This window comes from Streptomyces actinomycinicus (assembly GCF_016741775.1).
GTDB lineage: Bacteria > Actinomycetota > Actinomycetes > Streptomycetales > Streptomycetaceae > Streptomyces > Streptomyces actinomycinicus.
Map to the genome: position 1 here is coordinate 1 of NZ_JAERRK010000011.1, position 19389 is coordinate 19389.

Annotated in this window: 17 protein-coding genes and 1 pseudogene; 10 read left to right on the forward strand and 8 right to left on the reverse strand. The window is 73.8% G+C overall.

Annotated elements, in window-relative coordinates; translation table 11 throughout:
• Positions 1 to 147 (forward strand): annotated as a pseudogene (locus JK359_RS21440) (CbtA family protein); the annotation flags it as partial.
• A 52-nt stretch (positions 148 to 199) separates the two neighbouring features.
• Here JK359_RS21440 and JK359_RS21445 read toward each other — a convergent pair.
• The gene (locus tag JK359_RS21445; protein WP_201837999.1) at positions 200 to 784 is read right to left on the reverse strand and encodes a histidine phosphatase family protein; all 585 of its coding nucleotides are present in this window, start codon (positions 782 to 784) and stop codon (positions 200 to 202) included.
• Positions 785 to 1056: 272 nt separating this feature from the next.
• Here JK359_RS21445 and JK359_RS21450 point away from each other — a divergent pair, with 272 nt between their 5' ends.
• The gene (locus JK359_RS21450; RefSeq protein ID WP_236678229.1) at positions 1057 to 3333 is read left to right on the forward strand and encodes an FUSC family protein; all 2277 of its coding nucleotides are present in this window, start codon (positions 1057 to 1059) and stop codon (positions 3331 to 3333) included.
• A gap of 89 nt (positions 3334 to 3422) precedes the next feature.
• Here JK359_RS21450 and JK359_RS21455 read toward each other — a convergent pair whose 3' ends face one another.
• The 4 genes from JK359_RS21455 to JK359_RS21470 form a co-directional block, all read right to left on the reverse strand.
• The gene (locus tag JK359_RS21455; RefSeq protein WP_201838002.1) at positions 3423 to 4406 is read right to left on the reverse strand and encodes a trypsin-like serine peptidase; all 984 of its coding nucleotides are present in this window, start codon (positions 4404 to 4406) and stop codon (positions 3423 to 3425) included.
• Between the two features lie 173 nt (positions 4407 to 4579).
• Positions 4580 to 5548, reverse strand: coding sequence for a threo-3-hydroxy-L-aspartate ammonia-lyase (locus JK359_RS21460; protein ID WP_201838004.1), 969 nt, complete (start codon positions 5546 to 5548; stop codon positions 4580 to 4582).
• 56 nt (positions 5549 to 5604) lie between these two features.
• Positions 5605 to 6771: a DSD1 family PLP-dependent enzyme gene (locus JK359_RS21465; RefSeq protein WP_201838006.1), complete on the reverse strand. Its 1167-nt coding sequence runs from the start codon at positions 6769 to 6771 to the stop codon at positions 5605 to 5607.
• A gap of 14 nt (positions 6772 to 6785) precedes the next feature.
• A complete protein-coding gene (locus tag JK359_RS21470; protein WP_307788216.1) occupies positions 6786 to 7445 on the reverse strand; it encodes a helix-turn-helix transcriptional regulator in 660 nt (219 codons plus the stop codon).
• A 202-nt stretch (positions 7446 to 7647) separates the two neighbouring features.
• On the opposite strand from JK359_RS21470, the gene JK359_RS21475 reads away from it, so the two are divergent.
• Positions 7648 to 8427, forward strand: a complete 780-nt coding sequence (locus JK359_RS21475) for a thioesterase II family protein (RefSeq protein WP_201838008.1) — start codon at positions 7648 to 7650, stop codon at positions 8425 to 8427.
• A 118-nt stretch (positions 8428 to 8545) separates the two neighbouring features.
• Here JK359_RS21475 and JK359_RS21480 read toward each other — a convergent pair whose 3' ends face one another.
• Entirely contained in the window at positions 8546 to 9046 is a 501-nt protein-coding gene (locus tag JK359_RS21480) for a peptidylprolyl isomerase (RefSeq protein ID WP_201838010.1), read from the reverse strand.
• A 400-nt stretch (positions 9047 to 9446) separates the two neighbouring features.
• Between JK359_RS21480 and JK359_RS21485 the strand changes: the two genes are divergently transcribed.
• Positions 9447 to 10064: a chloramphenicol phosphotransferase CPT family protein gene (locus tag JK359_RS21485; protein WP_201838012.1), complete on the forward strand. Its 618-nt coding sequence runs from the start codon at positions 9447 to 9449 to the stop codon at positions 10062 to 10064.
• 6 nt (positions 10065 to 10070) lie between these two features.
• Here the strand turns inward: JK359_RS21485 and JK359_RS21490 are convergent, their stop codons facing one another.
• Positions 10071 to 11144, reverse strand: coding sequence for an NAD(+)/NADH kinase (locus tag JK359_RS21490; RefSeq protein WP_201838014.1), 1074 nt, complete (start codon positions 11142 to 11144; stop codon positions 10071 to 10073).
• A gap of 334 nt (positions 11145 to 11478) precedes the next feature.
• On the opposite strand from JK359_RS21490, the gene JK359_RS21495 reads away from it, so the two are divergent.
• Positions 11479 to 12198 (forward strand): DUF4232 domain-containing protein, encoded by a 720-nt coding sequence (locus JK359_RS21495; RefSeq protein WP_201838016.1) that lies wholly within the window; start codon positions 11479 to 11481, stop codon positions 12196 to 12198.
• 197 nt (positions 12199 to 12395) lie between these two features.
• Positions 12396 to 14288, forward strand: coding sequence for a sigma-70 family RNA polymerase sigma factor (locus tag JK359_RS21500; protein ID WP_201838018.1), 1893 nt, complete (start codon positions 12396 to 12398; stop codon positions 14286 to 14288).
• 158 nt (positions 14289 to 14446) lie between these two features.
• Here the strand turns inward: JK359_RS21500 and JK359_RS21505 are convergent, their stop codons facing one another.
• Positions 14447 to 15199, reverse strand: coding sequence for an AraC family transcriptional regulator (locus JK359_RS21505; protein WP_201838020.1), 753 nt, complete (start codon positions 15197 to 15199; stop codon positions 14447 to 14449).
• A gap of 54 nt (positions 15200 to 15253) precedes the next feature.
• On the opposite strand from JK359_RS21505, the gene JK359_RS21510 reads away from it, so the two are divergent.
• The 4 genes from JK359_RS21510 (at position 15254) to JK359_RS21525 (ending at position 19248) form a co-directional block, all read left to right on the forward strand.
• Positions 15254 to 16462 carry an MFS transporter gene (locus JK359_RS21510; RefSeq protein ID WP_201838022.1) on the forward strand — a complete coding sequence of 403 codons (1209 nt, stop codon included), beginning with the start codon at positions 15254 to 15256 and terminating at the stop codon, positions 16460 to 16462.
• A 152-nt stretch (positions 16463 to 16614) separates the two neighbouring features.
• Positions 16615 to 16935 carry a DUF2795 domain-containing protein gene (locus JK359_RS21515; RefSeq protein ID WP_307788218.1) on the forward strand — a complete coding sequence of 107 codons (321 nt, stop codon included), beginning with the start codon at positions 16615 to 16617 and terminating at the stop codon, positions 16933 to 16935.
• Between the two features lie 103 nt (positions 16936 to 17038).
• The gene (locus tag JK359_RS21520) at positions 17039 to 18700 is read left to right on the forward strand and encodes a purine-cytosine permease family protein (protein WP_236678230.1); all 1662 of its coding nucleotides are present in this window, start codon (positions 17039 to 17041) and stop codon (positions 18698 to 18700) included.
• Complete coding sequence (locus JK359_RS21525) at positions 18697 to 19248, forward strand: cysteine hydrolase family protein (protein ID WP_201838028.1); 552 nt, start codon at positions 18697 to 18699, stop codon at positions 19246 to 19248. Before JK359_RS21520 ends, JK359_RS21525 begins: the two co-directional genes overlap by 4 nt.
• The last annotated feature ends 141 nt before the right edge of the window (positions 19249 to 19389 follow it).

A 19389-nucleotide genomic window follows, 5' to 3' on the forward strand; every position in this document is an offset into this window, starting at 1 on the left:
TTGTGGCGGTTCCGGCTGTCCGCGCTGGCCGTCCAGGCCGTGCTGTGGGCGGGCTTCGGTCTCGTCTTCGGTGAGACGGCACAGCGCCTGCTGCGGCCCGAGCCGGTGCCGGACACCCCCGGACAGACGGTTCCGGCCGCGCACTGACCCCTTCCGGACAACAAAGGGCTCTTCGCGACCAGTGAGCCGGGGGCCGGGCTCAGGGAGTGGTGCCCGGCGCGGCCAAGGGCTGTCCGAGGCCCAGATTCCAGCGCCCGGCCCGCCCGCTGAGTGCCGTGGCCGTCAGCGGGGGTACGTCGAGCCGCCAGAAGGCAGCCGCGGGCAGGCCCAGGGCATGGACGACCGCGGCGCGTACGACCTCCGGCTCGACCACCGCGAGCGTACGGCCGTCCCCGTCCTGTACGCCGTCCAGCCAGCGGCCGACCCGCTCGCACACGTCCTGCACCGACTCCCCGCCGTGTGCCGCCCAGCGGGGATCGGTGAGCCACCGGCCCACCGCCTCCGGTTCCGCGGCCCCCACCTCCTCCAGGGTGCGGCCCCGCCACCGGCCCACATCAAGAGCCCCCAACTCCGGCACCGCCGTGCCGTCCAGACCGAGCGTCTCCGCCGTCTCCCGGCAGCGCACGCTCGGGGACACGACCGCACGGGCGGCGGCGGGCAGCGATCCGGCCGCCGCGCGGGCGTGCGCCGCGCCGATGCCGTCGATCGAGTCACCGTCGTAGAAGCGGGCCTGCCGCAGCGACGGGCTCGTCGCGGGCGACACGAAGACGACTCGGCTGGTCACGTGGCTCCTCGAAGAAGGTTCCCGGCCGTACGCCGGGCCGGGAGCGCGCCCCCCGTCCCGTCGGCCTCGCGGCGAACATAGCATCCGTGGACCACACGCCTCCCGCAGATCCGCAGGTCAGCGGCAGGGGCGGGAATGCCGGAGGCCGGCCCGCGGCGCTCGGGGAAGGTGCCGGGGACAAGGCGGTGGGCGATTCTGGAGGGATGTGGGGTGTCCCAGCCAGCCGACTGCCAGCGGCCTACGCCGCCTCCGCTCGTCACGCCCTGCGCGTGATGCCGGCCGCAGCGGCGGGGTTCTACTTCTTCCGCTACGGCCTCGGCCTCCCCGTGGCGGCGACCTACTCGCTGTTCACGGCCATCGCACTGGGCGGCCTGTCCAGGATCCCCGGCACCGGCCGGCAGCGCTCCGCGCTGATCCTGCGCCTGCTGCCGGTGTGCTGGGTGCTCGTGACCGTCGGCACCTATCTGTCCGTGCGCACCTGGAGCGCGGTCACCGGCATGCTGGTGACCGGCTTCGCGCTGGCCTTCTCGGCCGTGGGCGGACCCCGTCCGGCGGGGGCGGCGCCGGGACTGCAACTGCTGTACATCCTGCCGTCGTTCCCGCCGTACGATCCCGGTTCGCTCGCCGAGCGGCTGATCGGCACGACGACCGGGGCGGTCCTGCTGGTGGCCACGGAGGCGCTCCTGTTCCCCGAGCCGGCCCCGCCGACGTACCGGGAGCGGGCGGCCCGCGGCGCCCTGACCGCCGAACGGTGCGCGGCGCTGCTCACCGGGCCTCCTCACGCCCTGACCGCCATGGACATCCAGGCGGAGCGGGAGGCGAGCCAGGCGCTGCGGGACCGCAATGTGCCGGAGGCCGAGCGGCCGGCGGGGCCCGGGGTGCGCGATCGCGCACTCACCCACACCGGGCTCGTCATCCGGACACTGCTCAGCCGGCTGGTGCAGCTGCCCGCCACGCCGGGGGAGGAACCGGACCCCGAGGTGACCGCCGTACTGGACGCCGTGGCGCGACTGGCCGCGGCGACCGCGGCCTGCCTACGGGCCGGACCGCCCCCCACGGCGGAGTACGCGGACCTGGTCGCGGCCCGCGGCCGCCTGTCCGACCGCTCCGCCGGCACGCCTCCCGCGCGGTCGAGCGCCGGTCCACCGCCTGCTCCGGCGAGCGCCGACCGACCGCCGGAGGGAAGGAACGCCGGTCCGCCGCCCGGGGCGAGGAACGCCGGCCATCCGTCCGCCGCGGCGGGTGTCGCCCGCCCGCCCGCCGGGGCCGGCACCGCCCACGGGCCCGCCGGGTCCGGTCCGGGTGCCGGTCTGACGCCCGCCGTGCTGCGCCGGCACGCCGCCGTCCTGGAGATCGCCGACGCGGCGCTGGCCATGGCCACGGCGGCCGATCTGGCGGTACGAGGCCGGCGCAGCTCCATGGAGACGGCGCCGGGCCGCTTCTGGTACGCGACCGTCCCGGCGCCGGTCCTCTGGTGGCACCGGCTGCGCGGCCATGCCGGACGGCGGTCGGTGTTCTTCCAGAACGCGGTGCGTATCGCCCTCGCCCTGACGGCGGTCCGGCTGGTGGCCGGGGTGGACACGCTGCCCCACGGGTTCTGGGCCATGCTGGCGACGCTCTCCCTCGTCCGCACCACCGTGGACCAGACGTGGAGCACCATCCGCGTGGCGCTCGCCGGCACCCTGGCCGGGGCTCTGGTGACCGCCGGGGTACTGATCGCCGTGGGTTCCGACACCGTCGTCTACGCCGTCACGCTGCCGCTGTGGATGCTGGTCGCCTTCACGGTGGGGCCGGTGCGGGGCGTCGGCTGGGCGCAGGGCATGTTCACCGTCCTCGTGGCCCTGGTCTTCGCCCAGCTCGCACCGTCGACGTGGCGGCTGGCCGAGGTCCGGGTGCTGGACGTGCTGATCGGCAGCGCGATCGGCGCCGTCTTCGGAGTACTGGCCTGGCCCCGCGGCGCCCATGACGAACTGCGCCACGCGGCGGCGGAGCTGATGCGCAGAGCCGCGGAGATCGTGGTGGCGACCAGTGCCTCGGTGGCCGGAGGGGCGGCGGGGAGCGGGCAGGTCACCGGGTCCGGTCAGCGGTCGCTGCAACACGCCGTGATCCTCGCGGAGTCGGCGTACGCGCAGTACCAGAGCGAGCCGCCGCGGCTCGTGCCCCGGGGGCAGAAGGTGGACCTGCCCGACCTGGACTGGCAGGCCACGCTGATCACCGGGCACCACACGCTGTGGGGGTCCGCTCGGCTGCTGGAGCCGCCGCGCACCGAGCTGAGTCCCGAGTCGGCCGAGTCGGCGGGGGTGCTGGGCGAGCGGGTGGCGGGGCGGATGCTGCTGGTCTCGGCGGCGCTGGACCCGGGGGACGGCACCCCGGCATCGGTGCCGATGATGGACCCGGTCCTCGCGGGCTTCGCCGCCGAGCCGCCCGGCGCGCCGCGGCGCTACTACGCGACCGTCTCCTGGCTGGCCTCGCTCATGACGGACCTGACCCGTATCGCGCACAGCAGCCGCGCCTCCGCGCACGGCGGCACAGCCGTGGGCCGGACCTGACCCGCGTCGCCGGCGAGCCCGTCCGGGCCCCGTCGCCCGGGTGCGCGACGCGGTGACGGAGCCCGGCGGGCAGGGCGGTCGACGGGGGGCTAGGAGGCCTGGGCCTTGTCGTACAGGGCCTTGGCCACGTCTCCGAAGTAGGGACCGAACATGCGGTTCGGCAGGAACACGTAGCCGAAGCTGTTCACGGAGACCTGCAGACCGGTACCCGTCGCCTCGTTGAAGCCGGTGAACCAGGGGCCGCCGCTGGATCCGCCCGTCATGTTGCAGGCGAGGCCGTGATCCTGGGTGAACAGGAAGTCCTTCGAGCTGTTGCCGCTGCAGTAGATCAGCTTCGTGCCGTCGTACGGCGACGCGGCCGGGAAGCCGAAGGAGTACATGGGCTTGTTGTAGCCGCCGTTGAACTGGATGCCCTGAGCACCGACGACCGAGGTGAGCGTCCTGCCGTTCAGGGGGCTGACGACCGCGGCGCCGACGTCGTTGTTCATGTCCTCGCTCGCCTCCCACTGCGGGGTCGTGAGCGTCTTGGCGGCGGCCCATTGGCCGTACGGCGCCTTGCCGTTGTCGTAGCCCGGCACGAAGACCCAGTTGGTGTGCCAGCTGCCCTGGTACTTCACGCAATGGCCGGCCGTGATGACGGTGCTGGCGTTCTGGCTCGTCACGGCGTTGCCGGTGCAGGAGGCGGTGCGGCCCTGGAAGGTGAAGAACACCCGTCCCGAGGTCGCGGCGACGGCACCGCCGCCGGTCCACGCGCCACCGGCCTGCGGGAAGGAGGCGAGGGCGGCGGTCGGTGCCACGGTGGTGGAACGGCCGTGGGACTCGGGGGCCTTGAGGGTCCTGGCGGCCTGCTCGGTGAGCAGCAGGTCGAGGGGGGTGGCGCCGCGCATGCGCTCGGCGGTCCAGAATGTGCGGGCCTTGTGCTGTGCGGCCGTCGAGGTGGTGTGGGTGGCGGCCGACGGCCCGGAGTCCGCCGCGTCCGGCGCCGCCTCGGCGGCGCCGGCGTGGACGAGGCCGCCGGTGAACAGGGCTCCGACGGTCAACAGAATGCCCGCGGCAGTGCGATGGCGTCTCACGCAGGTCTCCTTCTGCCGTGCCAGGACTGGTCGGGTCCGGGCAGGGTGGGGGAACGAAGAGCGGTGCGAACAGACGTGCGTGAGGCAGCGTGCCACGGAACCCCTGAATTGTCAGGGCCACGTAAAGACGTTTTGCGGCGCGTACGGCGACCACCGGCGCGGGCCGCGGACGGTCAGCCGGCGACGAGTTCCGCGAAGCGGCGGGCGTCGATGTTGCCGCCGGACGCGATGACGCCGATCCGCCGCGGCGGGTTGTCGACCCGGCCGGCGAGGAGCGCGGCCAGCGGCGTGGCGCCGCTGGGCTCGAGGACGATCTTCAGCCGCTCGAACGCGAACCGCAGGGCATCGACGATCTCCGCGTCGCTGACCAGGGCGATCCCGTCGACCAGGCGCTGATTGACGGGGAAGGTGATCTCACCCGGGGTGGACAGGGCCTGTCCGTCGGCGATCGTCCGGGGCACCGGGATCGTCACGCGCGCGCCGCTCTCCAGGGAGCGCTTGGTGTCGTCGCCGGCCTCGGGCTCGACGCCGATGACACGGATGCCGGGGTGCAGGGCCGTGGCGGCGGTCGCGCTGCCGGCGATGAGACCACCACCCCCCACCGGCACCACCAGGGCGTCCAACGGGCCGGTCTCCTCGAGGAGTTCGAGAGCGGCCGTGCCCTGGCCCGCGATGACGTGCGGGTGGTCGTACGGCGGGATGAGGACCAGCCCGCGGTCCTCGGCCAGCGCGTGGCCGAGCGAGGTGCGGTCCTCGGTGTAGCGGTCGTACGTCACGATCTCCGCCCCGTACCCGGCGGTCGCCGCCAGCTTGGAGCGGGGCGCGTCCTCGGGCATCAGGATGACGGCCGTGGTGCCGAGTTCGCGGGCGGCCAGGGCGGTGGCCTGCGCGTGATTGCCGGAGGAGTACGCCGCGATGCCCTTGGTCAGCTGCTCGGGCGACAGCTGGGCGGCGGCGTTGTACGCGCCGCGGAACTTGAAGGCCCCGATCCGCTGGAAGTTCTCGGCCTTGATGAACACCTCGGCTCCGACGAGGGAGTTCAGGGTGCGCGAGGTGAGGACGGGGGTGCGGTGGGCGACGCCCTCGAGGCGTGCGGCGGCCTCGCGTACGTCGTCGAAGGATACGGGCGGTACGGCAGCCATGAGAGGTCCTCGAGGTGGTCGGCAGAGGAGGGGGGTGAAGAGGCGGCGGGGGCGGCTCACCAGCCGGTGACGCGGGGCCAGAAGGCCTCGATCGCCGGCGGCGTGCCGGTGTCCCGGGAGCCGTCGACGACGTGGTAGCCGTGGTGCTGGGCGGCGGTGGCGCAGGCATGGTTGGGGAGGATGCGCAGGCGGGTACCGATGGGCAGGTCCGGCAGGGCGCCGCCGTCGCGGGCGGTCAGGGTGCCGTGCTCCTGGCTCGCGGCCGTCATGACCAGGCCGGGGATCAGGGTGCCCTGCAGATCGGTGACCAGGCCGTACCCCTGGTCCTGCGCCTGGGCGGCGGTGCCCCGGTCGCGGGACATCGCCATCCAGCCGCCGTCGGTGACGATCCACCCGTATTCGGGGCGGTGGCCGATGACGGTGACGACGACCGACAGCGCGAGGTCGTCGAGTGCGCAGACCCCGAGACCGGCCATCACCAGGTCGAAGAAGACGTAGTTACCGGCACGGAGTTCGGTGACGCCGGTGAGGTCCTCGGCGGCATGGGCGGTCGGCGTGGAGCCGACGCTCACGGTCCGCACCGGCAGCCCGGCCGCGCGGAGCCGTTCGGCCGCGGACACCGCGGCGTCCCGTTCCTCGTCCGCCGCCAGGCGCCGTTCGCCGGCGGTGCGGGCGGAGTACGACTCGCCCGCGTGGGTCAGCACGCCGTCCAGGCAGCCCGCCTCGTGCAGGATGCGGCCGATCCCGGGGAGCCCGGGCGCGTCGGGCCGCAGTCCGCCGCGGTGGCCGTCGCAGTCGATCTCGATCAGGGCCGGGAGGCCGGTACGGGCCTCGCGCGCGGCCGCGGCGATGAACGTGGCCTGCTCGGTGCTGTCGAGCAGCACGCGCAGGGTGACGCCGCGCCGCAACAGGGCGATGACACGCGGGAGTCTGTGCGGGGCGATGCCGACGGCGTAGGTGATGTCGGTGTGGCCTGCGTCGGCGAACGCCTCGGCCTCGGCGAGGGTGGAGACGGTGACGGGACCGGGGGTGCCGCCGTGCAGCAGAGCGGCGGCGTCGAGACTCTTGGCCGTCTTCACGTGGGGGCGCAGCGTGACCCCGAGCCGCTCGGCCCTGGCCCGCAGGCGCGCGATGTTGCGCCGCGTCCGGTGTACGTCGACCACGGCGAACGGGGTGTCCGGCCCGGTCAGGGCGGGGGAGGTGGCGGAGGAGCAGGTGTTCATGAGCGAGCGGCCCTTCACTTCGCGTAGTTGTAGACCGTCGCCCGGGACACGCCGAGCAGGTCCGCGATGGTCTGCGCGGCGTCGCGCGAGTCGAAGTAGCCGTCGCGCTGCAACTGCCGTACCAGGGCCTTCTTGTCCTCCCGGCTCAGCGACCTGGGCGTCGTGGCGCGCTCGGCGGCGCGGGTCTCCACGGCCCGGCGCAGCTCGCGCGCGGTGCGGTCCCGCAGGGTCTCCAGGGGCTGGTCGCGGTGCTTCGTGTCCGTCGCCACGAGGTTGGACAGCGTGAGGGTCACCGGTGACAGGACGGACACGTCCAGGTTCAGGCACAGTGCCGCGACGTACTCGCCCGCGGCGTTCTTGATGCCGATGGACGTGCTCTTCGCCGGGCGGCCGTCGGGAAATCGGTTGGGGTAGTTCTGGATGACGCTCGGGTAGTCCGGGTCGGCGATCCGGGCCAGGCCCAACTCCGTCGCCGAGTCGCCCACCTGACGACCGGACAGGTTGTTCTCGATGGCGCGGATCGCATGCTCCGGGTCACGCAGGTCGTGCAGCACCACCTCGCACAGTCCCGGGAACATACGGCCCAGCGCGACGGCGATCTTCTCGGCCTCCCGGACGAGGTGCTCGTCGCCGCTCTCCGTGCCGTCCGCGCGGTGGTCCACGGGCGCCCTCACCGTCCCCAGCTTAGACTCTCTGTCCATCTCTGGACAGCAAGGCTAGGAAGTCGTCGGCCCGCTGTCCAGCGCCCGCGGTTCGCGGTGCACCTGCCGGCCTTGTTCCCGGGTGCCCCGCGACCGGCGCCGATCAGCCAAGTACCGTGCGTACGAGCACGTATCGCACACAGCGCGATCCAGAACGTTCCGCCGAGGGGGACACATGGCCGACCGGTCCAGTGCAGAGCCCAAGCCGTGGCTGCGCAGCTTCCATCAGTCGACACCGGGAGCGCCCCGGCTGCTCTGTCTGCCGCACGCCGGCGGCTCCGCGAGCTTCTTCTTCTCCGTCTCCAAGGCGCTGTCGCCGGCGGTGGACGTACGCGGGGTGCAGTACCCCGGCCGCCAGGACCGCCAGCACGAGACACCGGCCCGCTCCATCCAGGAACTCGCGCAGGGCGTGTTCGACGCGCTGGACCACGAGGAGGACACGCCGCTGGTGCTGTTCGGGCACAGCATGGGGGCCGTGGTCGGGTTCGAGCTGGCGCGTCTCCTGGAGAACGCCGGGCGGCCTCCCGCGGTGCTGATCGTCTCCGGCCGGCGCGGTCCGGCGATCGAACGGGTCGACACCGTCCACAAGGGGGACGACGCGTCGGTGATCGCGGAGGTCACCAAGCTCGGCGGCACCGACTCGCAGCTGCTCGAGGACGAGGAGATACAGCAGATCATCCTGCCCGTGCTGCGGGCGGACTACTATGCGATCGAGACCTACCAGCGCACGCCCGGACCGCGGCTGAGCTGCCCCTTCGTCGTGATGACGGGGGACGCGGACCCCCGGGTGACGCCGGACGAGGCCCGGATCTGGGCCGAGGAGACCGAGGGCGCGTTCGAGCTGGAGGTCTACCCCGGCGGCCACTTCTTCCTGGTGGCGCAGCAGGAGGCCGTGGTGGCGCGAATCGAGGCCACGCTGCGGGAGCTGGGCTCCGGCGCGGGAGCGGTGGTCTGAGACGCCAAGGCGGCTTGGCCCGGGGCGGTGTCGCCCTCGGGCGCCCCGGCGCAGATCATGGCGCCGGGCGGCATGGCGCAGGGCGGCACCGGTAGTCGGTGCCGCCCTTGCGGGTGTGTCAGCCGAGCACCTTGGCGGACTCGATGACCACGGGCTCGGTGGGGACGTCCCCGTGGCCCTGCCGGTTGCCGGTCTTGACGCCCTTGATGGAGTCGACGACGTCCTGACCCTCGGTGACCCGGCCGAACACGGCGTAGCCCCAGCCGTTCGGGGTCTTCGACGAGTAGTTGAGGAAGGCGTTGTCCGAAACGTTGATGAAGAACTGGGCCGTTGCGGAGTGCGGGTCGCTCGTCCGCGCCATCGCCACGGTGTAGGCGTTGTTCTTCAGCCCGTTGTCGGCCTCATTCTGGATCGGGCCCTGGGTGGGCTTCTGGAGCATGTCCGGGGTGAAACCGCCGCCCTGGATCATAAAGCCGTTAATTACCCGATGGAAAATCGTGCCGTCGTAGTGGCCGTTGCCCACGTACGTCAGGAAGTTCTCGACGGTCTTGGGCGCCTCGGCGTCGTTGAGTTCCAGCACGATGCGGCCGAAGTTGGTGTTCAGCTCGACTGTCGACATCAAAATCTCCTTATTCCGGTGGGGCTTGCCCACGCCTACGGTATACGGACCTGGCGGCCGTTCTCCGGTGCGATCGAGGGCCGCGAGGACCGGCCGCTCGTGCGCACCAGGGAATATAGGACCACAGGGGGCACGCGCGGTGCGGCAGCGCCCCGGTCGTCGAACGGCCATCCGGGTCACCGCGGGTGCCGCCCGACGGACCACGGGGGCTTTTCGCCGGCCATTCGTCATCCGGGGTGACCCGCCGCGGGAACGGCTTCCCGCGGCGGGAGGGGGCACTCCCCGGCGCATGACGGTCGGTCATACTTCAACGGGCCGCTCGTGCGGAGGAACCGGCCCCGACGGGCACCCCGGCCCCCCGGGCGGCCCCGGGCGCCCAACGGGAAGGAACGACGACGAGATGACGGCCGCAGCGGCGGCGGTGCCGGACGACCCGGAGTACGCGCGCATCCCCGACACGCCCGCCAAGGGCACGGTCATCCTGCTCAACGGCACCTCCAGCTCGGGCAAGTCCAGCATCGCCCGGGCCCTGCTCGACACCCTCGACGGCACCTGGTTCCACGTGCCGGTCGACGCCTTCCACTCCATGCGCGGCGGCACGCCCATCGCCGACGAGGACCTCCAGGCCGAGATCGACCGCACGGCCAAGGGCTTCCACCGTGCCGTCGCCGGCATGGCCGCCGCGGGCAACAACCTCGTCGTGGACCATTCGCTGACCCGCCGCTGGCGACTGCTGGACCTCCTCGGCCTGCTGGAGCCCCGGAACACGTTCCTGGTCGCGGTCCGCTGCCCGCTGCCCGAGCTGGAACGCCGGGAGAAGGCACGCGGCGACCGGCAGCCGGGGCTGGCCGCCCTGCAGTACGGGCAGGTCCATGCGCACGGCACCCACGACCTGGACGTCGACACCAGCGTGCTGTCCCCGCAGGAGTGCGCCCTGCGCATCCGCGACCTGCTGCGCCGGCGCCCGAGCCCCACCGCCTTCGAACGGTTCCGGCGGACCGCGCCCGTTACCGGCTGAACTCCCTCAGGGCAGTTCGGGTACGCCACCCGGCGCCGCGGGCATCGCCAGGTGGGCCAGGTCGCCCGGCGGGGGAGTGCTCACCGGCCACAGCGGAGCGGCGCCCCCGTCGGCGAGCGCGGCCGGCGCGTCGGTGAGGTTCATGCGCTCGCGCAGCCGGCCGTAGAAGCCCGTCGGACCGAGGCGCACCGCCTTGAGCCGGCGCGGAGCGGCGTACACCCCGATCCAGTCCCCCGGGCTCAGTACGCCGCGCAGCTGGCCGTCGATACTGACCGCGGCCTGCCCCGACCGTTCCAGCACCCGCAGCGCGACGGGTTCGTCCGGCGCGGCCACGACCGAGCGGTTGAACACCATGTGCGGCGCGACCGGCGTGAAGACGAGGCCCTCCGCGCGGGGCGAGACCACCGGGCCGCCCGCGGCGAAGCTGTACGCGGTGGACCCCGTGGGCGTCGCCACCAGCAGCGCGTCGGCCGAGTAGGAGGCCAGCAGCTGTCCCGACAGATACACCGCGACCGACACCTGCCGGTCCCGGGCCAGCTTCTCCAGCACCACGTCGTTCAGGGCGGTGACGTTCAGTGCGACCCCCCAGTCCCCGCCCGCCTGGCACTCGGTGCGCACCCGGGGCGGGGGCAGCATCGGTCCGCGGCCGTACCGCAGCAGCGCCTCCATGTGCGCGGGCACCTCCAGCCGGCAGGACGCGCGCAGGGTGAGGAGCATCCGGTTCTCCACCCGGATCCGCTCCTCCTGTACGGCGTCCAGCGCCTCCCGCACCACCGCGGCCGGGACCTCCGTCAGGAAGCCGACGCGCCCCAGGTCGACGCCGAGCACCAGTGCGTCGTTCTCGGCCGCCAGCCGGGCACCGCGCAGGAACGTGCCGTCGCCGCCCAGGGTGACGATGAGGTCGGGATCGTGCGCGGCGTCGACCTCTTCGCGGGCGCTGTGCCGCGAGCCCTGGTGCCACACGTCGATGTCGGTACACCCCACCGCGTGCTCGGCGCACCACGCGCGCACGGTCCGCGCGGCGGCCACGGCCTCGGCACGCCCACTGTGCACGACCAGGCCTACCTGGTTCACCGTCATACCCGCACACCGCCTCCCAGCCGGCTCCGTCCGGAAGCCATCCTCGCCGCCCACCGCTCCGCCACGGCGCGCGCCACGCCGCCGAGGGGCAGGGCCCGGTCCCCTCGCCACCGGCCCGCCGCCGGGCCGCAGCGCCGGATCGACCGCGAGGGCACGGGGCGGTTCTTCGTCCTCCTCGGCCCGGGCCCCGTGCCGAATCGGCCATGGGCATGTCACCGCGGTGTCACAGCGTCCGGCCGGTGGAACGCCGTGGGCCGTCGCTCTGTCTGTGCCGGTGAACACCGGCTCGGCGCCGGTCGTCAGGACCACTCCAGCACACACATCGGGGGACCCCATGCAGCTCCGTCACACCGGCCGCGTCACCGCGGCGGCCCTGGCCACGATCGCCGCCGCCCTGTCGCTGACGGCCTGTCAGTCAGGCGACGGCACGTCGCAGGCCGGGCCGTCGGCCACCCGGGCCCCTTCGTCCAGCGCCTCCGGCACCCCGGCCCCGGCCACCGCGAGCCCCCGCCCCGCCGACGGCACCCGGTCGGCCTCGCCCGGCCCCGCCTCACCCGCCGCCGCGTCCCCCGCCTCCGCCTCCCCGGCCTCCGACACGTCGGGCGGCAGCGCAAAGGCCTGTACGGCCAAGGCGCTGGAGGCGACGGCGTACCAGGCCGCCGACCGCCCCTCGGGCACCGGCGTCGGAGCCGCGATCGTCGAGTTCACCAACGTCTCCGCGAGCGCGTGCGTGCTGCAGGGCCACCCGACGGTGGCCGGGGCCGGCAACGGCTCGCCCCAGCACTCCGCTCCGCTGAAGGTGACCCGCACGGGCGCCGCCCCGGCCGTGCGGGTCGGGCCGGGCGGCAAGGCATGGGTGAAGCTCACCTTCGTACAGGTGCAGGGAGAGGCGGACGGGTACTGCGTGTCCGGCGCGACGCCCACCGTGTACCCGACGCTGGTGGTCGGACTGCCCGGCGCCGGTGCGCACCAAGTCGCCATGCCGGACGGCCAGTTCGCCGAGTGCGACAACAAAGTCACCATGACCGCGGTGACGGCGGCGAAGCCGTCCTGACCCGCACGGATGCCTGGCCGTGGCCCCCGGGCGGGGGCCACGGGGCCGGGGCCGTGTGATCTCCTCCATTGCGGTCGTCCGCCGTCCCTGTGAATCTCCCGTCGAACGATTTTCCGAAGAACTGTTATCGGCACCGCACCGAGCGGTCTCCCAGGTAACGGACAGCATCGTCGGGCGTCGAGGACAGGGAAGTTCTGATGAGTACACAGCACACGGTGGACACGGCGGCACTGGTGAACGCCGCCAGAGCGGGGGACCCCGCGGCCCAGGACGCCCTGGTCAGCGCCTACCTCCCGCTGGTGTACAACATCGTGGGGCGGGCGCTGAACGGTTCGGTCGACGTCGACGACGTGGTTCAGGAGACCATGCTCCGGGCCCTCGGCTCGCTCGGCGACCTCAGGACCCCCGAGAGCTTCCGCTCCTGGCTCGTGGCCATCGCGATGAACCGGGTCCGTGCGCACTGGCAGGACCGGCAGCTCGCCCCCGGCGCCGTCGAGGAGGAGACCGGCGACCTCGCCGATCCGGGCGCCGACTTCGTGGACCTGACCATCGTCCGGCTCCAGCTGTCCGGACAGCGCCAGGAGACCGCACGCGCCACCCGCTGGCTCGAGCCGGAGGACCGGGAGGTGCTGTCGCTGTGGTGGCTGGAGTGCGCCGGTGAGCTGACCCGGGCCGAGGTAGCCGCGGCCCTCGGCGTGTCGCCGCAGCACACCGCGGTACGGGTGCAGCGGATGAAGGCGCGGCTGGAGGCGGCCCGCGTGGTCGTACGGGCGCTCGACGCCCGGCCGGCCTGCGAGGAACTGCGCGGTGTGCTGGCCTCCTGGGACGGCCGCCCCTCCGCGCTCTGGCGCAAGCGAATAGCCCGGCACGCCCGCGACTGCGCGCGCTGCAGCGGGCTGTGGAGCGGTCTGCTGCCCGCGGAAGGCCTGTTGGCCGGACTGGCCCTGATCGGGGTGTCGTCGGCGCTGCTCGCTTCGAGTCGGTCCGCCGTGACCGGCATGACCGCGGCCGGCTCCACCGCCCCCCTCCCGGCGTACGACCCGACGGCCACCCACCTGACCGGCGGCCGTTCCGGAGCGGGCCACGGGGGAGCGGACACCGGCCACGCGGGAGCCGACATGGGGCACGGGGGAGCGGACTTGGGCCACGGCGGAACGGACATGGGGCACGGGGGAGCGGACATGGGCCACGGGGGAGCGGACATGGGCCACGGCAGCACGGAAACGGGGAACTCCGGGGCGGACACGGGCCGCTTCGAGGCGGATGCGGGCCGGTTCGGGGCGGACGGCGACGGCCTCGGCTCCGACGCGCCGGTCGGCCTCCGCGCCTCCCGCCGGCGGGTCACGGCCCGGGACGAGGCCCGGCGGCAGCGGCGGAACCGGCGCCGTGCCGTCGGCGGTGCCGTGGTGGCGGCCTGTGTGGCGGGCGGCGGCTTCTGGTGGTTCGGAACCGACTCCGGCCCGCAGACCACGAAGGTGACCGCCGGCCGGACCGCCGGCGCCCCCGCCGTGGACCTCGCGGAACCCAGCGCCTCCGCGACCTCGTCGTCGCCCTCGCCCACCAAGTCGCCGTCCCCGTCGCACTCGAAGAAGGCGAGCCCCTCCAAGAGCCCCAGCCCCACCCGGAAGAGCACCGCGCCCAAGCCCGAGCGGGCGGCGCCCACGACTCCGCGCGCCACCCCCACCGTGCAGGCGCAGTCGGCTCCCACCGGGACGGTGGCCCAGGTGATCGCGCTGGTGAACAAGGAGCGGGCGGCGGCCGGATGCGGCCCGGTCACCGAGGACGCCCAGCTGGACAGGGCCGCCCAGGGACTCTCCGACGACATGGCCGCCCGCGGCTTCTTCGACCACACGGACCCGGACGGCGACGGCCCCGGCGAGCGCATCACCGCGGCGGGCTACCGCTGGTCCACCTACGGCGAGAACATCGCCCGGGGGCAGCAGACCCCGCAGGCGGTGATGGACTCCTGGATGAACAGCCCCGGCCACCGTGCCAACATCCTCAACTGCTCGTTCAAGAACCTCGGCGTGGGCGTCCACAACGGCTCGGGCGGCCCGTGGTGGACCCAGGACTTCGGCGCGAAGTCCTGAGTCACTCCGGCCGCCGCCCAGCCCCCGGCACGGCCACGCGCCTCCGCCGGGGCCAGGGTGTCGTGCGGCCGTGCGCGTCCCGGGTGGGGCGCCGTACGACCGCGGGGGCCCGCCGGCCCGGCGTCGTGCGGCCGTAGGTATCCGTCGGTCGCCGTCTCCTACGGTCGTCCCGTGCCGGAACAGCTGCCCGGGGTGTGTCCGAAGGTGCGGCGGAAGACGTCGATGAACGCGCTGGCCGAGGACCAGCCGCAGCGGTGCGCCACCGTGGTCACCGGCGTGTTCCCGGCCAGCAGCACCAGCGCGTGGTGCAGCCGCAACTGGGTGCGCCACTGCGGGAACGTCATGCCGAGGTCACCGCGGAACAGCCGGGAGAGCGTACGGTCGCTCGCCCCCACCTCCCGGCCCAGCTCCGCCAGCGTGCGCCCGTCGGCCGGGTCGGCGGTCAGGATCCCGCACAGCGCACGCAGCAGGGGTGAGGCCGGCATCGGCAGGTGCAGCGGCTGCTGGGGCGAGGCCCGCAGCTGATCCAGCAACACCGCGCGCAACCGGGCCCGTTCGGGGCTGTCGTCCTCCGGCGCACCGGTGTGGGCGACGATCAGCTCGCGCAGCAGCGGGCCCACGGCGAGCACGGTCGGCGCGTCCAGACCGAGCGGGTTCTCGGTCGCCGGCAACCCCACCAGATGCAGTTCGAGCGCCCCGTGCGCCTGGTGGGCGTGCACCGTGCCGGCCGGCACCCAGATGGCACGCGTGGCAGGGGCGATCCACGAACCCGCGTCCGTCGTGACGGCCAGCACGCCCCGGCCCGCGTAGACGATCTGGTGGTCGTCATGCCGGTGGGCGTCCACCGTCGCGCCGGACGCCAGCCACTGGGTGCGGGTGGGGGCCACCGGCTCGTGGCGGATCTCCGTCATCACCTGGCAGATTATCGAAAGCACGACAGACCCGCCGGGCCGGAGCATGACCGGGTGCGAAGGAAAACATCGATCGCCCTCCTCTCCGCCGGGCACGCCTGCGTCGACGTCTACCAGGGGTCCGTCGCCGCCCTGATCCCGTTCCTCGTCGCGGAGCGGGCCTACGGCTATGCCGCCGCCTCGGGCGTGGTCCTGGCCGCCTCCCTGCTGTCGTCCGTGGCACAGCCGCTGTTCGGTGCGCTCACCGACCGCCGGCCGGCCCCCTGGCTGCTGCCGGCCGGCACGGTGCTGGCCGGCCTGGGCATCGCGCTGAGCGGAAGCAGTGCCTCGTACAGCCTGACACTCCTGTGCGTGGCGGTGTCCGGGGCCGGTGTCGCCGCGTACCACCCCGAGTCGGCCCGCGTCGCCCGGCTGGCCGGCGGGGGCAGCCACAGCGCCATGGGCTGGTTCGCCCTGGGCGGCAACGTGGGCTTCGCGCTGGCCCCGCTCCTGGTCGCGGCGGTCGTGGGCACGGGCGGCCTGCACCGGACCCCGCTCCTGCTGCTGCCGGCACTCGCCGGCGCGGCGCTCAGCCTGGCCGCCCTGCGCACCCCGGCGCGGCGGGCGCGTCCGCTCGCCACGCAACCGGCGGCCGGCACCGACGACAGAGCCTCGTTCCTGAAGCTGTCGCTGGCCGTCGTGTGCCGTTCGGTCGTGTTCACCGGCCTGAGCGGCTTCCTGTCCCTGTACGCCACGCAGCGCCTGGGCGGCAGCGCGGCAGCCGGCACGGCCGCGCTGTTCGTGCTCTACCTCGGGGGCGCGGCCGGCTCCGTGCTGGGCGGCGCCCTGGCGGGCCGCCGGGACCGGGTCACGGTGTGCCGGTGGTCGTATCTGCTCTCGGTCGGCGCGGTCGCGGGCGTCGTCCTCGTCCCCGGCCCCGCCCTGTACCTGTGCGTGGCCCTGACCTCCGCCGGTCTGTACGTCCCGTTCTCCCTCCAGGTCACGCTCGGCCAGGACTATCTGCCGACCCGTGTCGGCACCGCCGGCGGCATCACCCTCGGTCTGACCGTCAGCATCGGCGGTCTGGCAGCCCCCGTCATCGGCCGGCTCGCCGACGCGACCTCGCTGCGGACCGCACTCACCCCGCTGATCCTGATGCCGGCCCTGAGCTGGCTCCTGTTCCGCGGACTGCCGGAGCCCGCCGCCCCGCGACGGCAGGACACCGATACGCCGGTGAGTCACGACACCGATACGCCGGTGAGTCACGACGCCGGTACGCCGTGACGCGGGTACGCCGTGACGCGGGTACGCCGTGACGCGGGTACGCCGGTATGCAGGTACGCCGTGAGGCGGGTACTCCGTGACTGTCCGGCGGTGCGTACCGCGCCGGACGGACGGTGCGAAGACCCCACGACACCGGAGGAGACGACATGGGCATGGCACACACCAGCGTCCCGGAGGTGCTGAACGCGCTGAAGGACGTGTCGTACCCGGCCGACAGGGACCGGCTGGTCTCGGCCGCGCGCGAGGCGGGCGCCCCGGAGGCGGTCGTCGACGCCCTGCGCGGCATCCCCGCCGACGAGTACGCCGGCCGTGACGAGGTGGCACGGTCGGTCCGCGTGGAGCCCGCCTCGGACCCGGGCCCCGACGCCGGTCGGCGGCCCGCCGAACGGGCCCGGCACGGCGGCAAGCCGGGGATCTCCCAGCACCTGTGGGAAGAGCCGAAGACCCCGATCCACGAGGAGTTCGACCGCTGAGCACCCCGGCCCGCAGCGGCGCCGGGCCGCTCGCCTTGACGCCCCTGAGGCCCCGACCTAGCGTGATCGAACACGTCTGGACTGGTAGGGCAGGTGCTCGGCGATGACCGATCCGCGGGACCCCCTCGGGAGCCCCACCGGCCACTCCCGCGACCGCGACGGCGGACCCACCGGCCACTCCCGCGACCGCCACGGCGGACCCAGCGGCCACTCCCGCGACCGCCACGGCGGACCCAGCGGCCGCCCCCGCGACCGCCACGGCGGACCTACCGGCCACTCCCAGGACGGCAGGTCCGCCGGCCGCGCCACCCACGTCGAGGCGCACGGACTCGACGTGATCGCGGACGTGGAGCGCAAGGGCACCCCGCGCACCCTCTTCTGGCCCTGGTTCGGCGCGAACGTCTCCGTCCTCGGCCTCAGCTACGGCGCCTTCGCGTTCGGCTTCGGCATCTCCTTCTGGCAGGCGCTCACGGCCGGAGTGCTCGGCATCGTGGTCTCCTTCCTGCTGTGCGGCTTCGTCGCGGTCGCCGGAAAGCGCGGCTCCGCGCCGACCATGGTGCTCAGCCGGGCCGCCTACGGAGTGCGCGGCAACCGGCTGCCGTCCGTCGTCTCGTGGATGCTCACCGTCGGCTGGGAGACCGTCCTCATCGCGCTCGCCACGCTGGCCACGGCAACCGTCCTCGGCAGCCTCGGCCGGGGCGGCGGCACCGGGACCAAGGTGGCCGCCCTGCTGGTGGTCGCCGCGCTGACGGTCGTCGGCGGGGTCATGGGATTCGACCTGATCATGCGGCTGCAGACCTGGATCACCCTGATCACGGGCGTCCTCACGATCGTCTACGTCGCTCTCGTCGCCGACCACGTCGACTGGAGCACGGTCGACGCCGTCCCGGCGGGTTCGGCGCAGGAGTTCATCGGAGCGCTGGTGTTCATGATGACCGGATTCGGTCTCGGCTGGGTCAACGCCGCCGCCGACTACTCCCGCTATCTGCCCCGGAGTTCCTCCAGCCGGGGCGTGATCGGCTGGACCGCCTTCGGCGCCTCACTGGCCCCGCTGCTCCTGCTGGTCTTCGGTCTGCTGCTGGCCGGTTCCTCCGAGGAGCTGAGCACGGCGATCGCGGCCGACCCCATCGGCGCGCTGACGACGATCCTGCCGACCTGGTTCCTGGTGCCGTTCGCCGTGGTCGCCGTCCTCGGCCTGGTCGGCGGCGCCGTTCTCGACATCTACTCCTCGGGCCTGGCCCTGCTCTCGGCCGGTGTCCGGGTCCCGCGCTACCTGGCCGCGCTGTTCGACGGCGTTCTGATGATCGCGGGCGCGGTCTACATCGTGTTCTTCGCCGACGACTTCCTCGGCCAGTTCATGGGCTTCCTCACCACACTCGGCGTACCCATCGCCGCCTGGGCCGGCGTCATGCTCGCCGATCTGGCCCTGCGCCGCCGCGACTACGACGAGGGCGACCTGTACCGGCCGCGGGGCCGCTACGGCGACGTCCCCCTGCCGCCCCTCGTCCTGACGCTTCTCGCCACGGCGGCCGGCTGGGGACTGGTCACCAACAGCGCCGCGAGCTGGCTGACCTGGCAGGGCTATCTCCTGGAGCCGTTCGGCCTCGGCGGCAGGAGCGGCGCCTGGGCCTACGCCAACCTGGGCGTCCTCGTCGCCCTCGCGCTGGGATTCCTCGGCACCCTGCTGACGGCGCGGGGCCGGGTACGGGAGCAGGAGGCCCGGGCGCCGAGCCCGGCGACGGACGAGGGGGTGCTGGACGCATGAGCGCCGGACACCTCGCCGTCATCGACATGCAGCGCGTCTTCGCCGACCCGCTGAGCCCCTGGGCCACTCCCCGGTACGCCGACGCGGCAGCGGGCGTGCAGAGCCTGCTGCCCGCCTTCGCCGGACGGGTCACGTTCACCCGCTTCCTGGCCCCCGGACGCCCGGCCGGCGCCTGGCGCGCGTACTACGACGCGTGGCCCTTCGCCCGCCGCGCCCCGGACGACGAACTCTGGGAGCTGACCGACGGTTTCGCCGACCTCGCGGAGCACGTCCTGGACACCACCACGTTCGGCAAGTGGACACCCGAACTCGCCGCCCGCGTCGGCCCGGACGGCCGCCTGGTCCTGGCCGGTGTCAGCACCGACTGCTGTGTGCTGTCCACCGCCCTGGCCGCCGCCGACGCCGGTGCCGAGGTGCTCGTCGTGGCCGACGCCTGTGCCGGCGTGGACGACGACTCGCACGTGAAGGCGCTGCAGCTCATGGAGCTGTACCGGCCACTGGTCCGGGTCACCACCATCACCGACCTGCTCGCGGAGACCGGTCCCTGACCGGGGCCCACACCGGGCGCCGGCGGCCGGCGGCACGGTCCTCTCCCGTTTCCAGCCCGTCACCGGTCCTGCCGCCGTTCCTCACGCATGCCCCCGACCCCACCGGGTACGCGAGGCGGGAGCCCGCCCGGGCACCAGCCC